The organism is Chryseobacterium sp., assembly GCF_019236175.1.
In the GTDB taxonomy this organism is placed as follows: Bacteria; Bacteroidota; Bacteroidia; order Flavobacteriales; family Weeksellaceae; genus Chryseobacterium.
Genome location: NZ_JAFAJM010000015.1, coordinates 45,716 through 64,593, shown reverse-complemented (window position 1 = coordinate 64,593; position 18,878 = coordinate 45,716). Strand labels below are relative to the sequence as shown.

Here is an 18,878-nt window from a genome sequence, read left to right as displayed (position 1 = left end):
AAATGGCAATTCCAAATCATTTGATTCAAAAAATTCATCAGAGCAAACAGAATACAACGCATGAGTTTTTTGATAAAGTAAAAGCAAAAGCTTTTGTAAAAGATCTCTATCAGGTACTTTTTCTTCCTCAAAAAATCAATACTGAGGACCAGATGAAAAGAAGCTTTACAGCATTGCACGACAGTCTTTTTAATATGATTATTACGATAACAGGAAGTGAGAAAGAGGCTGAAAAGAATACGGATTTATTTTTCAAAGCATTACCGGAACTTTATGATCTGCTGGTTCTTGATGCCCGGGCTATTCTTGAGTTTGATCCTGCAGCAGATTCTCTGGAAGAAATATATCTGGCATACCCGGGCTTTTTCGCTACGTATGTTTATCGTATTTCGCACCAGTTATGGAAGCAGAAAGTAAAAATAGTACCGCGGATTATTTCAGAATATGCCCATAGTAAGACCGGAATCGACATTCATCCAGGTGCGGAGATCGGAAAATCATTTTTCATCGATCACGGGACAGGAATCGTCATCGGAGAAACCACAATTATCGGAGATCATGTCAAAATTTACCAGGGCGTAACACTGGGGGCCCTGAATGTTTCCAAAGAAAAAGCCAATCAGAAAAGACACCCCAATATTGAAGATCATGTCATCATCTATTCGGGAGCTACCATATTAGGAGGCAATACCACCATAGGCAGAGAAAGCATTATCGGCGGAAATGTATGGGTCACACAGGATGTACCTTCTCATTCGCTGGTTTACCATAAAAGTGAAATAAAAATAAAGGATAATACTTCTTTACCGGAATCATTAACCTTTGTGATATAAAAAAACAAAAATAAAAATTACATTGATATGAAATTTCAGAATACACTGGAAACAATCGGGAATACCCCGGTTGTAAAAGTTAATAAATTGTTCAGTTCAGATCATGAAATCTGGATCAAACTGGAAAAAAGCAATCCGGGAGGAAGCATTAAAGACAGAATTGCATTGGCAATGATTGAAGATGCTGAAGCTAAGGGAATATTAAACCCGGACAGTACCATTATAGAACCTACCAGCGGAAATACAGGTATTGGTCTTGCGTTAGTTGCGGCCGTTAAAGGATACAAACTGATCCTGGTAATGCCTGAAAGCATGAGCATCGAGCGTCGTAAAATTATGGAAGCTTACGGAGCTGAATTCGTATTGACTCCAAGGGAAAAAGGAATGAAAGGAGCCATTGAAAAAGCTGAAGAATTAGCAGCTGAAACGCCTAACTCATGGATTCCAAGACAGTTTGACAATCCTGCCAATGTAAAAATACATACAGAAACTACAGCTCAGGAAATTTTAAAAGATTTTCCCGACGGGCTTGATTATATCATAACCGGAGTAGGTACCGGCGGGCATATTACAGGAATTGCAAAAGCGGTCAAAGAAAAGTATCCTAATGTAAAAGTGATTGCTGTAGAACCGGAATTATCTCCCGTATTAAGCGGCGGAAGCCCTGCACCACACCCGTTACAAGGACTGGGAGCAGGATTTGTACCTTCCATACTGGATATCAGTCTTCTCGACGGAGTCATCACCGTAGGAAAAGATGAAGCCTACGAATATGCATTGAATGCCGCCAAAAAAGAAGGGCTTTTCGTTGGAGTTTCTACAGGAGCAGCGTTAGCAGCAATTGCCAAACACTTACCGGAAATACAGCCTGGAGCTAAAATCCTGACGATTAATTATGATACCGGTGAAAGGTATTTATCCGTAGAAGGGCTCTTCTAACCATTTAAAAAACACCGATTTAAATGAACACAACAATAAAATCACCAAAGGTTTACCTTATCGGTGCAGGGCCTGGCAACCCTGAACTGATCACTGTAAAAGCCGTAAAAGCCATCACAAAAGCTGATGTTATTTTATGTGACCGCCTTGTAAGTCCTGAGATTCTGGAAACCTATGTCAATAAAGATGCAGAGGTTATCTATGTAGGTAAAGAATGCAGCAAGAACGCATCAACCCCTCAATCTCATATCAATACCCTTATGGTAGACTATGCTTTGCGGAATAAAACCGTTGTAAGACTAAAAGGCGGAGATGTATCTATATTCTCTAATATTCTTGATGAACTGCAAAGCTTAAAACAAAACCATATTCCTTATGAAATCATTCCTGGAATTACAGCAGCTTTAGGCGCGGCAGCATTTGCAGGGATGCCTTTAACAGCAAGAGGATATTCAACTTCCGTAAGGTTTCTGACATATTATAAATCAGAGATTCTAACTGAAGAATACTGGAAAGAGCTGGCTACAACCAATGACACACTTGTCTTTTATATGTCAAAAGGAAATCTCACTGGTCTGGTGGAAAAATTCAGACAGCTTTCCGTTTCGGATGATAAAAAAATCGCAGTTGTTGAACAGGCTACCACTCCTTATCAGAAAGTCTATACATCTTCATTTGATGATTTTAATAAAACGCTGGGAAACAGGAATTTTGCATCACCTTCTTTAGTGATTATAGGTAAAATAGTACACCTGCACGAAGAATTTTCCTGGCTGGAAAATACAGAAAAAGAAGGATTGTATTTTAAATCGGTAGAAAATGGAAGCCTAATCCCTAACCCTCAAAATTTCTTTGAATATGCTGTCTGAAACGAAACTTAACGTCCTTAAACAAATATCAGGAGAGCTTTCCAGAGATGAAGCCATCTGGGCCAGCGGATATCTGGCCGGTATCGCCGGAGGAGCTTCACTTCCTGCGGTATTATTTCCCCTGCAACCTGAGTCTAATCCGCAAAATGTGGTAAAGAAAATCACTTTAGCTTATGGTACAGAAACCGGAAACAGTAAGAAGCTGGCTACTAAATTAGCAGGTATTATTAAGAAAAAAGGAATTCAGGTAAAACTGACGGACCTTTCACAATATAAACCTAAAGATCTGGCCAAAGAAGAATATTTCTTTATAGTGATCAGTACGCAGGGAGAAGGTGAACCTCCCATTCTTGCGCAGAAATTTTATGATTATATTCATGAAAATGAAATTAACCTTACCCATCTTAAATTCGGTATTCTGGCCTTAGGAGACAGCAGTTATCCTCTGTTTTGTAAAACCGGTGAAGATGTGGATTACCGTTTTGAAACACTGGGTGCACAACGTATTATTCCGCTGAAAAAATGTGATATCGATTATGAAGGAGAAGCAGGTCATTGGATCGAGCATGTATTTGATGCTCTAAGCAAAACCTCCGATAGCAGTATAAAAAGTATTCCTGCCCCTAAAATCTCAACAGGGAGAAAGCAGTATAAAGGAAAGGTCTCTTCGATTATCAATCTTAATGATATTACGTCTGATAAAGAAACCTATCACATTGAAATAGAAACAGATGACACACTTTTTTATCAGCCCGGTGCGGCATTGGGAATCATCCCTTTTAATTCAGTATCTGTAGTGGAGGAAATTATCCGTCTCACAGGAATTGATCCACAGAAGAAAATTGAAACCGCTAAACTGACGGATACGGTGAAAGAACTCCTACACAAACACCTCAGCATCAGCTATTTGTCAAAGCATGTAGTCAGTCGATATGCCGGAATTACAGGACATTCAATACCTGAGGTTCGTTTAAGTCTGCTTGATCTTTTAAGAATTTATCCGGTTAAAGATGCTGAAGAATTTGAAGAAGTCATTCAGGTATTAACAGGGCAGGCTCCCCGTCTTTACTCCATTTCTTCTTCTTTGGAAGCGCATGGTGAAAATGAAATTCATATTACGGTTGCCCGGTCGGAATTCTTTATCGATCATCAAAAACATAATGGAGTGTGCAGCGGCTTTCTATGCGAATTTAATGAGGGAGAAGCGCTTGATTTTTATATTCAGGAGGCAGGGCACTTCAGATTACCTGCCGCAGATCAGGATATTATTATGATCGGACCCGGAACAGGTATTGCCCCTTTCAGATCTTTCCTTTGGGAACGTGATGCTATAGGTGCGGAAGGCAGAAACTGGCTCTTTTTTGGGGACAGGAATTTCGTATCAGACTTCCTTTATCAGGCTGAACTTCAGGATTTTCTTAAAACAGGCAGCCTTACTCATCTGGATCTTGCTTTTTCAAGAGACAGCAATGACAAAGTCTATGTACAGCATAAACTTGAACAGAAAGCTCAGGAAGTCTTTTACTGGCTTGAAGGCGGAGCCTCAGTATATGTATGCGGAGCCAAAGAACCCATGAGCCGTGATGTGGAAGAAACACTTCTGAACATCATTCAGCATCAGGGTAAACGCAGCAAAGAAGAAGCAGCTCATTATCTGGAAGATATGGAACTAAACGGCAGATATGCCAAAGATGTTTATTAATTCAGACCAGAAATGTTTCGTAAGTAATACTAAAAGAAAACAATTATGAACAATAAAGATAATCTTTCTCCGGTAGAAAGAATCAAAACCGGCAGTAGCGGCCTCAGAGGAACATTAAAAGAAAGCCTTTCAGACGATTTCACAGGAGCCATCAGAGAAGACGATCAGACCCTGATTAAATTCCACGGAATGTATCAGCAGGATGACAGAGACAGGAGAGAAGAGCGTGTTGCCAAAAAACTGGAATGGCTGTATTCTTATATGATCCGCCTAAGGCTTCCCGGTGGTTTTTTAACTGCCGATCAATGGATAGGACTGAATGAAACTGCAGAAGATCATTCTACAGGAACCATTAAAATCACTACCAGACAGACCATTCAGCTGCACGGGATTTTAAAATCGCATTTAAAGCCAACAATCCGGAGTTTCAATCTGCAGCATCTGGATTCTATTGCAGCCTGCGGTGATGTCAACAGAAATGTAACCTGTACGGCTAATCCTTCTGAATCGCCTTTGCAACAACAGGCTTATGAACTGGCCGGAAAAATCAGTGAAATGTGTCTTCCGAAAACTCAGTCTTATTACGATATCTGGATTGATGATGAACTCATTGTCGACAGAAAAGCTGAAGAAGATCCGCTTTATCAGGACAGATATCTTCCCAGAAAACTGAAAATAGGAATTGCTGTCCCTCCTAATAATGATGTGGATGTATTTATTAATGATATTGCCCTGATTGCCATTATTGAAAACGATCAGATTGTCGGATATAATATTGCCGCAGGAGGCGGACTGGGCGCAACCCACGGAAACGAGGCAACTTATGCCCGTCTCGCATCGATACTTGGCTTTCTAGATACCGAAGAAAAAGTTTTAAAAGCCGTATATGAAATCATTACAGTACAGAGAGACTTTGGAAACAGAAACGACAGAAAACTATCCAGATTAAAGTATACCATTGATAAACTTGGAATTGATCAATACCGCTCCGAAGTGGAAAAAAGAACCGGATTTAATTTTGAGCCTGCGAGAACCTTCAAATTCGAACAAAGGAAAGACCGTTACGGATGGCTGCAAAATCATGAAGGAAAATGGTTTTACACTTTATTTGTAGAACATGGAAGAGTGCTTGATATCGAGGGATACCCTTTAAAATCAGGACTTTTGAAAATTGCTCAGACCGGAAAGGTAAACTTTCGGTTTACCTGTAATCAAAACCTTATTCTGGCCGATATCAGTGAAGAGGATAGAAGTGATATAGAAAACCTTTTAAAAGAATATGGAATTTCAGACTACACACAGGAAGCAAGTGCCTTACGTAAAAATTCAGTAGCCTGTGTAGCACTGAATACCTGTTCACTTGCTTTAGCAGAAGCACAGCGCTATCTCCCGTCTCTGGTAACCAAAATAGAACCTATCCTTGAAAAATATGGTCTTATCAACGAAGATATTACCATTCGTATGACCGGTTGCCCCAATGGCTGCGGAAGATCTCCCAATGCAGAAATCGGATTTGTGGGAACAGCATACGGCAAATATAATCTCCATATCGGAGGAGATCGTTTAGGAATGCGCCTGAATACAAAATTTAAAGAAAACATCGGCGAGGAAGAAATTCTTACCACTCTCGATAAACTTTTCAGCATCTACATTCAGGAAAGACTTACAGAAGAAACATTTGGTGATTTTTCACACCGCTATTTAGAAACTTTAAACTGAAAATATGATGAGCCTTTTTTATGACCGGAAAACACTAAAAAAACAATACCCTCTTTTTTTAGGCAGACGAATGTGTATGTGTTGTTGATTCCTACATAACAATTACATCAAAGCTGTTAACTTTTACAGATCAACGACTTACAGTGAGCCGGCGGTTCAGGGTAAAATGTCTTTTGTCATTAAAAAAGTTCAGACAGCTTCATTCTCAACCTAAAAATGAAGAAAAAATGAAAAACAAAAAACAGGGAACTCTTCTGCATAAAACAGGTATTATTGCATTTACATTTCTATTCTTTAACCTGGCAGAAGCCCAGCAGCAGCTCATCGAATTAAGCGGAGTCATCAAAAATTCCGGAACCCGGAGGGGGCTCGATTCCGTACAGGTACAAATCGAGAAATCAGCAGATACAGCATTTACAGACCAACTGGGAAACTTTAAAATAAGAACAAGAGTGACCATTCCTTTTCGGCTGGTGATTCATAAAGAAGGTTTCACTGATCAAACGGTTGAGGTACTTTCACCTTCAAGCAAAATAACCGTGGGTCTTAATCCTCAGAATACCATCATTGATGATGTTGTGATTTCTGCCTCCCGTATCCCGGAAAAAATATTACGCTCTCCCATAGCCATTGAAAAGATTGATATTAAAACAATCAGGGAAAGTCCGGCTGCTTCATTTTATGAAACACTGGAAAATGTGAAAGGATTACAGTTATTAACATCCAGCCTTACTTTAAAAATACCCAATTCCAGGGGATTCAATTCCCCGAATAACTTCAGATTTATGCAATTGGTAGACGGTGTTGATGTGCAGTCTGCCACTCTGGGAGTTCCGCTGGGAAATGCTATCGGCCCTACAGAGCTGGATATTCAGTCGATGGAAGTCACTCCGGGAGCAGCCTCTGCTCTTTACGGAATGAATGCCATCAACGGGCTTGCCAGTCTTCAGACCAAAGACCCTTTTACCTCTGAAGGTATAAGTGTCTACTTTAGAGGAGGTATAAATCATGTTGACAACGTCAATCATAAAATATCTTCTCTGGGAGAAAGTGCCATCAGATTTGCCAAAGTAATTCATAAGAATCTGGCTGTTAAAGTAAATGCATCTTACTTCTCCGGAGTAGACTGGCTTTCCAATAATCCGACAGATCAGAATCCTAATTCACTCGTCACAGCGAATCCCAATTTTCCACTGGCCCATAATCCCGCTGAAGACCTCTGGAATAAATATGGAGATGAGAGAAACAACCGCGTTGCCGTAAAGGTAGATTATAATGGAAAACCAACAACATTCAATGTATCAAGAACCGGATATTGGGAGAAAGATCTTGTAAGCCCTGAAGTGAAAAATATAAAATTTGATGCCGGACTATATTACCGTTTCGGAGATCAGTGGAAGGCGTCTTATGTTTACCGATACGGACTTCTGGACGGAACTTTCCAAAGGGGAAACAAAATCAGACTTCAAAATGCAACCGTTCAGAATCACAAAGTAGAATTAACAGGCAAAGAACTGACTTTCAGAGCCTATGTTTCCATTGAAAATACAGGAGACTCCTACAATCTTAAACCCTTAGCAGATAATCTTGATCTGACCCATCTTTCCAATGCCAATTGGAAAAATATATTTCAACTGACCCTACAAAATAAACTTAATGCAGGCGTAAACCTTAATGATGCCTTCATTTTGGCAAGACAGGAAGCCGACAAAAACAGGGTAGTTCCGGGAACTCCAGCTTTTGAACAATTAAAGAATACTATCATAGGAATTAATAACTGGGATTCTGCCAATGCAGGAATAGCCGGAGCACCTGCGACGGGAGGAGCGAAACTGGAACAAAAGTCACGTTTTTATCAGGGAGAACTTACGTATGACTTCAGCAGATTTATAAAAATATTTAATCTTCTTGCCGGTATTGATTACCGTCTGTACAGTATAACACCGGATGGAAATAATTTTGTGGATTTCAACAGACCTGTAAGTGAAAGGAATATTCCTCTAACAGACGGTAGTTTTGGAAAAGATGTTATCTATCAGAAATACGGAGTCTTTGCCCAGGTCACCAAAGTTTTCTTCAATGACAAATTAAAAGTAAATGCGGCATTGCGGGTGGACAGAAACCCGGAATTTGACGCAAAACTGAATCCAAGAATCAGTATTGTATATTCTCCCGTAAATCAGCATAATTTCAGAGCTTCTTTTCAAAACGGATATCGTTTTCCTTCATTATTTGAAGCTCTTTCTTTCGTCAATAACGGAAATGTAAGAAGAGTAGGAGGTCTTTCAAAAGTGAATGAGGGACTGGGTTATCTTGAAAATTCATATACACTTTCCTCTATCGATAGATTCACTTCTGCAGTCAATACCGATATAGACGGAGGAAAAAGTCAGAGTCAGGCAGCACAGGATAATCAGTATCTGCTGACAGTGGCCAACCTTCAAAAACTACAGCCGGAAAAAATCAATTCATTTGAGGTAGGCTATAAATCTGTTTTTTTTAATAACAAATTGGTACTGGACTGGGATTTTTATTATAATATTTACGAAGGCTTTCTCGGACAGGTAGAAGTAGCAGTTCCTAAAAACAGTCAGGTAGGGAGTAGTGCGGCTGTTCTTGCCATGCTTGACAGAAGTAAGCAGGACCGGTACAGAGTGTATACCAATAGCAGCAATACCTACAAAAGCTATGGAACCTCTTTGGGAGTCCGGTATAATGTAGTAAAAAATTATAATGTTAACGCCAATGTTTCTTACAATGATCTTGCCTCCAATACTACATCGGATTTGTTTATTACTGCTTTCAATACACCCAAATGGATGGTCAATGTGAGTGTAGGAAACAGAGAGATTATTAAAAACATCGGATTTACCCTGGTCGCAAGGTGGCAGAGTGCCTTTATGTGGGAAAGCCCTCTGGCTTCAGGAGATATTCCCGCTTATTATACCATAGATGCTCAGGCAACATGGAAACTTCCTGATATCCGTGCAAATATAAAAATAGGTGCAACCAATCTGCTTAACCGTCGTTATTTTCAATATGCTGCCGGACCTGAAATCGGAGGTCTGTATTATCTGGCTTTTACCTATGATTTAAAATTATAACAAGATGAGTAATTCGTTATATCCTATATTTTTAAAGCTTGAAAATTTATCATTACTGATTATTGGAGGGGGTAAAATAGCGCTCGAAAAAATGGAATCGGTATTGGGAAACTCACCTGAGACATCCATCAGACTGGTAGGCAAGGAAATTATTCCTGAAATAAAAGTTCTGCAAAATCAGTTTTCTAATATAACACTGTATGAACGGGCTTATCAGGTTGATGATTTTAATACGGTGGATCTTGCTATTATTGCCGTTAATGATCTTATACTGGCCGGGCAAATCCGTGAAGAGGCGAAGGAAAGAAATATTTTGGTAAATGTGGCAGACAAACCTGATCTCTGTGATTTCTATCTGGGCTCTATTGTGAAAAAAGGAAGCCTTAAAATTGCTATTTCCACTAATGGAAAATCACCAACAATCGCAAAAAGATTAAGAGAAACTTTTACAGAAATTATTCCTGATGAAATGGATCTTGTTCTGGATAATATGCAGAACATCCGCCATCAGTTAAAAGGTGATTTTAATTATAAAGTAAAAGAACTTAACAAAATAACCACCCAATACTTATCTAGCGGGAATTTATCCTCCTCAAAACCGGATAGGGAAATAGAAAAACTTATTACGATTACCAAAACAGCACAGAGAAAAGCTAATATTTACCTGGCAATCATTGGGGTTATGCTTCTTTTTGGAATATTGGGACTCGTCGTTTATCAGTTTGACCTTTCTGATGATCTTCAAATTTTCCTTAACAAAGACGGTCATATCTTCTACTGGATGTTATTTGCAGGTTTTATGGCAGAAATTGTTGCCGGATCTATGGGAATGGGATATGGAGTGATATGTACAACTATTCTTTTATTACTGAATGTTCCGCCACCGGTTGTAAGTGCCAGTATCCATTCTGCAGAATCTTTTACTACTGCGGCCGGTGGTTTCAGCCACTATAAGCTGGGAAATGTCAATAAAAAAATGGTATGGGTATTATTCCCGGTAGCTATTGTAGGTTCCATTATCGGAGCTTTAACTTTATCCCATTACGGCGAACATTATGCACATATTGTAAAACCTATTATCGCATGTTATACATTATATCTTGGAATTAATATTTTGAGAAATGCCTTTAAAAGCAAAAAAACTAATCGCAGCAGAACAAAACGAAGAACGAATCTCAGAGCCCTTGGCCTTGTCGGCGGATTTATAGATTCTTTTGCAGGTGGCGGATGGGGCCCATTAGTTACCGGAACACTGATTAAAGAAGGAAGAATTCCGCGTTATGTAGTAGGAAGTTCTACTGTAGCTAAATTTTTACTGACTGTAACAAGTGCCGTAACGTTTATTTTTACCATCGGAATCCATCATTGGAATATTGTTCTGGGCCTGCTTCTGGGTGGTGTTTTTACAGCTCCGTTTTCAGCTATGCTTACTTCAAAACTCCCCACAAAGAAAATGTTTGTTGTCGTAGGAATAGTGGTCATCGCAATGAGTCTGGTGACAATAATAAAATCATTATTTCATTAAAAAAGCTCCCTTAAATTCTAAACTATATTTTGATTTTTCCATAAAAATGCCCCTAAAAAGTGTCTAACTTTTTGGGGGCCATCTATTCCTGAGAGCTTTTTTATTGCTTATTACATTTGTGTCATGAATGCTTCTTTCTCAGAGAATCAAATCCAAATCCTGTACATCCCTGAAACAGAAATAATGTCAAAAACATCAGATATAATGTTTGGGGCAGATAAAAGAAATAGCTCAGCCATGTAAAAGGATCCATTTCATAAATTCCTGTTTCTGCATTAATGGGAATAAGTTTCTTAGGAATCGTATTCAGATCATGCGTGAATAAAGCAACAAGTATAATAGTAATTAAAAATACAGAACTGATTCTTGTCCAGAAACCAATCATCAAAAATAAACCGAATACGCACTCACAAAAAGCGGTAAAATGGGCAGTAAACTGAGGAAAAGGAAAGCCTATATTGGTAATTGTATTCAACATATACCCCTGAAAAATGGGATGGAAAAGTTTATTAAATCCTGTGATAAAGAAAAATAACCCAATGAGGATTCGACATATGATCAGGATATGGGCACTATGCTTTTCAGATTTTAAAAGTATTGTTTTCATTATTTTTTTAATTTGTTATAATAATATAGCCACAACAAAGCAATGAACAGCAATGATCATGTGTGGTATAAGAAAGAGAGAGATCCTTTCGGACATGTATGTTATCTGAAAATCAGTCTTTTATTTTAGGAGGAATCCAGATTGAATTAAAAAATGAAGAATAGGGCGGATCATCATATAAAAAGAAGCGGTTCCCTGTTTCTCCGGTTAAGAATTTTTCAAAACCAAATAAAGGAAAAGAAGTTGTAAAAAAAGAAGAACCTGAGCAATAATTATTGCCGCATTTTATCGGGGTTTTATTATTTTCATCAAGACATATCTTATGACAAGGGTTATTGGAACTATTTTCATAAATAAAATAATCTTGTACTACAGAAAAAGCGATCGGATGCGTTTTTGAAACCAACAGATGACCCAATACTAATAATGGGATAAAAAGCCGTATATAATACAATAAACCAAGCTGTTTGATCATAAATAACCCTGAAATCATTACAAATATATTAAAATATTTATAGTAAAACTTTAGAATTAATGTCCCTTATCAAACGTTCATTTTTATATTCCGGTATCACACTTACTTCCTGCTCAAAGTTGGTATCTCATTTCTTCTTCAGTTTTCATAACTTTAATCCTCAATCCTACAATGTATGAAAACGAGTGCGGGAATTTTATTATTTAAAAAAGAAAATAATGATTTGTATTATTTCCTTGTCCATCCGGGCGGACCGTTCTGGAAGCATAAAGACATAGGGGCATGGTCTATTCCGAAAGGTGAAATTCAAAATAACGAAAACCCTTTGGACCGGGCAATAACAGAGTTTGAAGAAGAAACAGGAAAGGCAGTCACAGGGGAGTTTATTGAATTATCACCTGTTCGGCAGAAAAGTGGAAAAACAGTTTACGCATGGGCTCTGGAACAGGATATTGAAACTTCCGGTCTCTCAAGCAATACCCTATCGATAGAGTGGCCTCCCAGATCCGGTAAAACTATAGAAATTCCAGAAGTAGATCAATGGGAATGGCTGATATCAGAGGAAGCAAAAAAACGAATTAACACAGCACAGGCAGCACTCATCACTGAACTAGAAAAAATAGTAGATCAGTCAACATAAACCAGATTAGTGACAACCATACAGAAATACATCAATAGATTAATTAAAATAAATTATACTTATATTTAGATGAATATTACATAGTTATTGAAATTCTCATCAGTTACCTAACACCTTAAAACAAAGAACCATGAAAAAATTAAACAGAAAAACGCTAAAAAATATTGATGGAGCAATAGGAATAGAAGTAAATCTACCGCTTCCCGTTGGAATCTGTATTGGAAATCTGATTTCTTTATGCCCACCTCATTCCCATTGCAGGTCAGATGAAAGATGCTATCCCGATGTTGCGGGTCCTTGTATTAACGGGCTATGTCCTTCGGGCTATTCCTGTCATTCGGGAGAATGTGTGAGATAAAATTGTTAAATTAAAAATTCCGGACTGAATATCAAAACAAGTTTTTTGATATTCGGTCCGGATTATATTTTCCAGCCACAAATGCAAAAATTTCGAAGTGCATTTGTGGCTATGTACTATTTTATGGTTTGATTTTTATTCCAATCGATTTTAAAGCATTAACGGTCAGGAAAATATCATCAAAGACTGTAAGAGATTCCACATCATGAAATCCGGAAGGCATAAGATCATTTTTATTGAAAGACAGTTCTATCGCCGCATCATAAGATGCCACAATTCTCACTTTTGAATACCCGTTATAATCTACTTTAAAGCCTTCAAACATACAATTTTGTTCAGCCTTCTGATACTCAGCATATTCTTCAAATCCTGCTACATCTGTTCTTAGACCATCATTATGTTCAAGTGATTTCCATGAAATATAGTTTTTCGGTTCTTTCAGGACATTCCCTTTTGAATCTACAGGAACAAACATTCCAAGGCTTAAAGGCTTTCTCAGAAAATTAGCATAATTATTCATCAAATTTAAAATTTGAAGATCGGCATATCCTTCGTTTGAATAATATTCAATCACAAAGGTAGTCATCGGAATCAGCTTGAGTGAAGCATCAGTCGGCATAATTAGTCTTTTTTCTTTTTTTGGCCGATAAAAGTAGTATTTTTATTTCCTTCCCCCAACGGAACTCTATCAATAGAGTGAAATTTATACCCATTCTGAATAACAATAATAACGAAGATTCCCTTTATTTTCGGTAATTTTGAAGGACAATAAGATAATAATGATACTGAAAACCTTTCTACAGGATATTGATGAAGTATTCAGCCTTTATAAAATGGCTTCTGATTTTAAGAAAAAAGTATCCGGAATTCAATGGCCGGAATTTGACCGAACACTGATTGAAACTGAGATTAAAGAAAACAGACACTGGAAGATCCTAATAGATGGCCAAATTGCCTGTGTATGGAGCATAACGTATGATGACCCTCAGGTCTGGGGAGAAAAGAATACGGACCCGGCCATTTATATTCACAGGATTGCCACTCATCCTGACTTCCGCGGGCAGAAATTTGTAGAACAAATTGTGACTTGGACCAGGAAGTTTGCCGTTGAAAATAATAAACAATATATAAGAATGGATACTACTGCAGGAAATCAACCACTTACAGACTATTATATAAAGTGTGGATTTACTTGTCTTGGGACAAAAAAAATGTCTGATACAGAAGGGCTTCCTGCTCATTATCATAATGCTACTATGGTACTTTTCCAACTTGAAGCATAATATTTCAGAAACAATCATTTAAACAATATTTCCAAGCTTATCAGTTGTAATAAGTATATTCTTATATAAAATTAATCATTTGATTAAAATATTTGTTTAAATATTGAATTTTGTTTTTATATTTGTCTGATAAACAATAAAATGAAAGCTGGTAATGAAAATAAAAGACGCCACTACCGAAGAAAAAATTAAAAATGCGGCCCGTATTGTTTTTTATAAAAAGGGATTTGCGGCAACCCGTACCAGAGATATCGCCGAAGAAGCGGGAATAAATCTGGCACTCCTTAATTACTATTTCCGGAGTAAGGCCAAATTGTTTGAAATTATCATGACAGAAACAATGGCTGCCTTTTTCCAGAACCTGATGATTGTACTGAACAGCAAGAAAACAACACTGGACAAAAAAGTAGAAGAAATAGTAGAAAGGTATATAGATCTTATCATTAAAGAACCTGAAATTCCGACTTTTATTATCAGTGAGCTTCGCACCAATCCCGGTTTACTGCTGCAAAAAATTCCTTTAAGTGAAGTGATAAAGACTTCCATATTTTTTCAACAGCATCAGGAGGCTGTTAAAAAAGGCATAATCAGAGAACCCAATCCGTTGCATTTTTTGATCAATATGTTAGGACTTACCGTATTCCCTTTTATTGCAAAACCTATCTTAATAGGAAGTAACGAACTCAATGACTGGGAATTTGAGAACCTGATGTTGGAACGTAAAAAACTCATCCCTATATGGATAAAATCTATGATGTCAACAGGTTAAACCCTATTTTGTAATGAAGCAGATGATTAAAAAATAATGATTATTAAAGCCATAATTGATTTTTAACCTCAAATAATCAATTCTTATGCATAGAAATTTTCACATCCGTTTATGTTCACTTTTCTTAATATGCGGAGTATGTATAACACCTATTCATGCTCAGTCTGCAAAACTTAGCTTAGAAGAATGCTATCGTCTTTCAAAAGAAAATTATCCTGTCATCAGAAAATTAGGAATGATCACAAAAACAGCGGATTATACGATAGAAAATGCCAATAAAGGATATCTTCCGAAAATCTCTTTTTCAGGCCAGGCTACTTATCAGTCTCAAACCATTAATTTTGCGGATGCATTAGGCTCACTTCCTATAAGTGCATCGCTTCCTTCATTAAGTAAGGATCAGTACAAAATTCAGGGAGAAGTAGATCAGATGATTTATGATGGCGGAAGCATTCATCATCAGAAAGAATTAACCAAAGCCAATACAATCCTGCAGACCCAAAATATAGAAACCAGTCTCTATACACTGAAACAAAGGATTAATGCGCTGTTTTTTTCAGTCCTTTTGATGGACGCCCAGTTAAAACAAAATGAAATAAAAAAAGCAAACCTGCAAACACAGGTTCAAAAAACAGAAGCCGCTCTGCAATACGGAACTGCTTACCGCAGTAATCTGGATGAGCTGAAAGCTGAAGTAATCAATACTGAAATGACGAGTACAGAATATGCATCCAACCGTATGGCTTATATGAATATGCTGGCGGTGTATATCGGCAAAGATATTCCGGACTCATCAGAACTGGAATTGCCTGATCAGGAACTTTTATCTCCAGAAATCAACAGACCCGAACTAAAGGCTTTTGAACTTCAAAAATCAATTTATAAGCTACAGGAAGAACAACTGAGATCGGATTTCCTGCCCAAAGTCAGTGCCTTTTTTCAGGGAGCATACGGCAGGCCTACCCTTAATATTATTGAAAATAAATTTGGACCATGGTTTATCACCGGATTACGGTTTAGCTGGTCATTAGAGAGTTTATATACTTTTTCTAATAAAAAACACATCCTGGAACTTAACAGAAAAATAGCCGATACAGATAAAGAAACCTTTTTGCTGAATACAAAAATAGACCTGACCCAACAAAATGAAGAGATTAAAAAATATACAGAGTTGCTGAAACAGGATAATACTGTCATCAGCCTGCGTCAGTCTGTAACAAAATCAGCAGAAGCACAATTGGCAAATGGAGTGATCACTACTCACGAATACATCCAGAAACTCAATACAGAACACCTTGCTGCCCAGACTATGATTCTTCACCAAATCCAATTATTACAGGCAAGGTATAATCAGAAATTCATATCCGGAAATTAATAATCTATGAAAAAAGCTATCATTATATTAAGTGCTCTCATCTCATTAGAATCGTGCCGGCAAAAAGACCGTTTTGATGCTTCAGGAAATTTTGAAGCTGATGAAGTGATTGTTTCCGCACAACAGAACGGTGAGCTAATTTCTTATTCTGTTCAGGAAGGAAATTCCCTTAAAGAAGGCAGCACAGTAGGTCAGATTGATGTTAAAGTTGCAAAACTTCAAAAAGAACAGGCTGAAGCAAGTATTAAAGCCTTACAGCAAAAAACCGGCAATATCAGTGAACAGGATCTTCTGGTAAAAAAGCAACTCGCTGTACAGCAAGCCCAGCTGGAACAGCAGCTCCATGAACGGAACCGGACGGTGAATCTGATCAAGGCTGATGCAGCTACCCGTAAACAACTGGATGATATAGACGCAGCGATTGAACAGCTGAAAAGGCAAATTGCTGTTACCCGCCAGCAAATTTCAGTCAATAATTCCAATAATAATACTCAAAACCGGAGTATATTAAGTGAAAAAGCACCTCTGGAAAAAACAGCGGCTCAGTTTCAGGAACAGATCGATAAAGGAAAAATTATCAATCCTATTGACGGAACAGTCCTTGTTAATTATGCCCTTCAGGGTGAAATTCAGACTATCGGAAAACCACTGTATAAAATTGCCAATTTGAGTACTCTTGACCTCAGAGCCTATATCACAGGAACTCAGTTATCAGAAATAAAACTTAATCAACAGGTAAAAGTAAAAATTGATCAGGGAGAAAAAGGATACAAAGAATACTCCGGAACTATAATCTGGATTTCAGACAAATCTGAATTTTCTCCTAAAACCATACAGACCAAAGACGAAAGGGCTAATCTTGTGTATGCTGTTAAAGTACATGTAAAAAATGATGGTTACTTAAAAATAGGGATGTACGGGGAAGTTGTCTTTTAACTGAAAAGAAATGTTCTGAGTTGTTTTTTCAAATTCCATACTTAATTATTTAAAATGCATTCTGTTACTGTAAAAAATATAACTAAGACCTACAATGGAGTAAAAGCTGTTGATGACGTTTCTTTTGAAATCAATAAAGGAGAACTTTTTGGGCTTATAGGCCCTGACGGAGCCGGAAAAACTTCTTTATTCCGCATTCTTACCACCCTTTTATTAGCCGATAGCGGAACAGCCAATGTAGAAGGCCATGATGTGGTAAAAGAGTATCAGATCATAAGGAATAAAGTAGGGTATATGCCCGGAAAGTTCTCGTTATATCAGGATCTTACCGTAGCTGAAAATCTAAATTTCTTTGCTTCCATTTTTGGGACTTCCATAGAGGAAAATTATGACCTTATCAAAGACATTTATGAACAGATCAAACCGTTCAGCCAACGCAGGGCAGGAAAGCTTTCCGGAGGAATGAAACAGAAGCTGGCCCTCTGCTGCGCTTTAATTCATAAGCCTGAAGTACTATTTCTTGACGAGCCTACCACCGGAGTTGATGTAGTATCCCGAAAAGAATTCTGGGAAATGCTGAAAAAACTTAAAAACCAGAATATTACAATTCTGGTATCCACACCATATATGGATGAAGCCAAATTATGCGACCGTATTGCTCTGATTCAGGATGGAAAGATAATGTCTGTAGATCAGCCGGAAACCATTGTAAACAGTTTTCCAAAAGCACTGTTTGGAGCTAAAAGTAAAAATCTATATAAGCTGCTGGAAAATTTGCGTACAGATTCAGACATTGAAACCTGCTATGCCTTTGGAGAATATCTGCATGTTACACTTTCCGGCGAAGGAAATGAACAGACTGTAAAAGACATAGCTGCTCGGTACCATCCTGAAGAACTGGAAATTATACCAATTATGCCGACTATCGAAGACAGCTTTATCCGGTTAATGCAGGACCAAAAATCTAAAATTACATCCTATGGAAACTAAAGCAATCATCTGCCAGAACCTCACCAAGCAGTTTGGCGATTTTAAAGCAGTAGACAACATTTCTTTCGAAGTAGATCAGGGAGAAATCTTTGGTTTTCTCGGAGCAAACGGAGCAGGAAAAACCACCGCAATGCGGATTCTGTGCGGATTATCTTATCCTACTTCAGGAGATGCAACGGTAGCCGGCTTCAATGTATATAAACAACAGGAAAAGATAAAAAAGAATATTGGATACATGAGCCAGAAATTTTCACTCTATGACAATCTTACAATCCTGGAGAATATCGAGTTTTACGGCGGTGTCTACGGAGTCTCCGGCTCGGAAATAAAAAAAAGAAGCACTGAACTGGTCTATACATTAGGCCTGGAAAATGAAGCCCGAAAACTGGTAGGAACATTACCTCTGGGCTGGAAACAAAAACTGGCTTTTTCTGTAGCTATCTTTCACAGACCCAAAATTGTATTTCTTGATGAACCTACCGGTGGAGTAGATCCTATAACAAGACGGCAGTTCTGGGACATGATTTATCAGGCTGCAGCAGATGGAATTACGGTTTTCGTTACTACTCATTATATGGATGAAGCGGAGTATTGTAACCGTATTTCAGTAATGGTTGATGGCAGAGTAGAAGCAATAGACACTCCTTTTAACCTGAAAAAAAAATTCAATACCCATTCTATGGATGAAGTATTTTATCAGCTGGCCAGAGAAGCTAAAAGATCAGGAGACTGAGTAACAACACCGTTAAAAATG

The 18,878-nt window shown here is 37.9% G+C and carries 18 protein-coding genes; 15 read left to right on the top strand and 3 right to left on the bottom strand.

What is annotated here, in order from left to right; translation table 11 throughout:
• The first annotated feature begins 2 nt into the window (after window positions 1-2).
• The 7 genes from epsC (at window position 3) to JO178_RS13335 (ending at window position 10,691) form a co-directional block, all read left to right on the top strand.
• Complete coding sequence (epsC, locus tag JO178_RS13365; RefSeq protein ID WP_291936622.1) at window positions 3-833, top strand: serine O-acetyltransferase EpsC; 831 nt, start codon at window positions 3-5, stop codon at window positions 831-833.
• 27 nt (window positions 834-860) lie between these two features.
• Window positions 861-1,772: a cysteine synthase A gene (gene cysK, locus JO178_RS13360; protein WP_291936620.1), complete on the top strand. Its 912-nt coding sequence runs from the start codon at window positions 861-863 to the stop codon at window positions 1,770-1,772.
• 23 nt (window positions 1,773-1,795) lie between these two features.
• The gene (cobA, locus tag JO178_RS13355; RefSeq protein WP_291936618.1) at window positions 1,796-2,641 is read left to right on the top strand and encodes a uroporphyrinogen-III C-methyltransferase; all 846 of its coding nucleotides are present in this window, start codon (window positions 1,796-1,798) and stop codon (window positions 2,639-2,641) included.
• Window positions 2,631-4,343: a flavodoxin domain-containing protein gene (locus JO178_RS13350; protein WP_291936615.1), complete on the top strand. Its 1,713-nt coding sequence runs from the start codon at window positions 2,631-2,633 to the stop codon at window positions 4,341-4,343. Before cobA ends, JO178_RS13350 begins: the two co-directional genes overlap by 11 nt.
• Before the next feature lie 45 nt (window positions 4,344-4,388).
• Window positions 4,389-6,062 (top strand): NADPH-dependent assimilatory sulfite reductase hemoprotein subunit, encoded by a 1,674-nt coding sequence (locus JO178_RS13345; RefSeq protein ID WP_291936612.1) that lies wholly within the window; start codon window positions 4,389-4,391, stop codon window positions 6,060-6,062.
• Between the two features lie 227 nt (window positions 6,063-6,289).
• Complete coding sequence (locus tag JO178_RS13340) at window positions 6,290-9,166, top strand: TonB-dependent receptor (protein ID WP_291936608.1); 2,877 nt, start codon at window positions 6,290-6,292, stop codon at window positions 9,164-9,166.
• Between the two features lie 4 nt (window positions 9,167-9,170).
• Window positions 9,171-10,691 carry a TSUP family transporter gene (locus tag JO178_RS13335; RefSeq protein ID WP_291936606.1) on the top strand — a complete coding sequence of 507 codons (1,521 nt, stop codon included), beginning with the start codon at window positions 9,171-9,173 and terminating at the stop codon, window positions 10,689-10,691.
• A gap of 121 nt (window positions 10,692-10,812) precedes the next feature.
• Here the strand turns inward: JO178_RS13335 and JO178_RS13330 are convergent, their stop codons facing one another.
• Both JO178_RS13330 and JO178_RS13325 read right to left on the bottom strand, forming a co-directional pair.
• Window positions 10,813-11,298 (bottom strand): DoxX family protein, encoded by a 486-nt coding sequence (locus JO178_RS13330; RefSeq protein ID WP_291936603.1) that lies wholly within the window; start codon window positions 11,296-11,298, stop codon window positions 10,813-10,815.
• A gap of 112 nt (window positions 11,299-11,410) precedes the next feature.
• On the bottom strand, window positions 11,411-11,791 hold the full coding sequence (locus JO178_RS13325) for a hypothetical protein (protein ID WP_291936600.1): 381 nt from the start codon (window positions 11,789-11,791) through the stop codon (window positions 11,411-11,413).
• Between the two features lie 157 nt (window positions 11,792-11,948).
• On the opposite strand from JO178_RS13325, the gene JO178_RS13320 reads away from it, so the two are divergent.
• Window positions 11,949-12,413: an NUDIX domain-containing protein gene (locus tag JO178_RS13320; protein WP_291936597.1), complete on the top strand. Its 465-nt coding sequence runs from the start codon at window positions 11,949-11,951 to the stop codon at window positions 12,411-12,413.
• Between the two features lie 130 nt (window positions 12,414-12,543).
• Complete coding sequence (locus JO178_RS13315) at window positions 12,544-12,771, top strand: hypothetical protein (protein WP_291936594.1); 228 nt, start codon at window positions 12,544-12,546, stop codon at window positions 12,769-12,771.
• A 121-nt stretch (window positions 12,772-12,892) separates the two neighbouring features.
• Here JO178_RS13315 and JO178_RS13310 read toward each other — a convergent pair whose 3' ends face one another.
• Window positions 12,893-13,390 carry a hypothetical protein gene (locus JO178_RS13310; RefSeq protein WP_291936591.1) on the bottom strand — a complete coding sequence of 166 codons (498 nt, stop codon included), beginning with the start codon at window positions 13,388-13,390 and terminating at the stop codon, window positions 12,893-12,895.
• Window positions 13,391-13,550: 160 nt separating this feature from the next.
• Between JO178_RS13310 and JO178_RS13305 the strand changes: the two genes are divergently transcribed.
• The 6 genes from JO178_RS13305 (at window position 13,551) to JO178_RS13280 (ending at window position 18,857) form a co-directional block, all read left to right on the top strand.
• Window positions 13,551-14,054: a GNAT family N-acetyltransferase gene (locus tag JO178_RS13305; protein WP_291936588.1), complete on the top strand. Its 504-nt coding sequence runs from the start codon at window positions 13,551-13,553 to the stop codon at window positions 14,052-14,054.
• Window positions 14,055-14,208: 154 nt separating this feature from the next.
• On the top strand, window positions 14,209-14,823 hold the full coding sequence (locus JO178_RS13300; RefSeq protein ID WP_291936586.1) for a TetR/AcrR family transcriptional regulator: 615 nt from the start codon (window positions 14,209-14,211) through the stop codon (window positions 14,821-14,823).
• A gap of 85 nt (window positions 14,824-14,908) precedes the next feature.
• The gene (locus tag JO178_RS13295) at window positions 14,909-16,198 is read left to right on the top strand and encodes a TolC family protein (protein WP_291936582.1); all 1,290 of its coding nucleotides are present in this window, start codon (window positions 14,909-14,911) and stop codon (window positions 16,196-16,198) included.
• A 6-nt stretch (window positions 16,199-16,204) separates the two neighbouring features.
• Window positions 16,205-17,134, top strand: coding sequence for an HlyD family efflux transporter periplasmic adaptor subunit (locus tag JO178_RS13290; RefSeq protein ID WP_291936579.1), 930 nt, complete (start codon window positions 16,205-16,207; stop codon window positions 17,132-17,134).
• 54 nt (window positions 17,135-17,188) lie between these two features.
• Window positions 17,189-18,124 (top strand): ABC transporter ATP-binding protein, encoded by a 936-nt coding sequence (locus JO178_RS13285; RefSeq protein WP_291936576.1) that lies wholly within the window; start codon window positions 17,189-17,191, stop codon window positions 18,122-18,124.
• Window positions 18,114-18,857, top strand: a complete 744-nt coding sequence (locus JO178_RS13280; RefSeq protein ID WP_291936572.1) for an ABC transporter ATP-binding protein — start codon at window positions 18,114-18,116, stop codon at window positions 18,855-18,857. The genes JO178_RS13285 and JO178_RS13280 overlap by 11 nt, the downstream gene beginning before the upstream one ends.
• Window positions 18,858-18,878 lie beyond the last annotated feature (21 nt).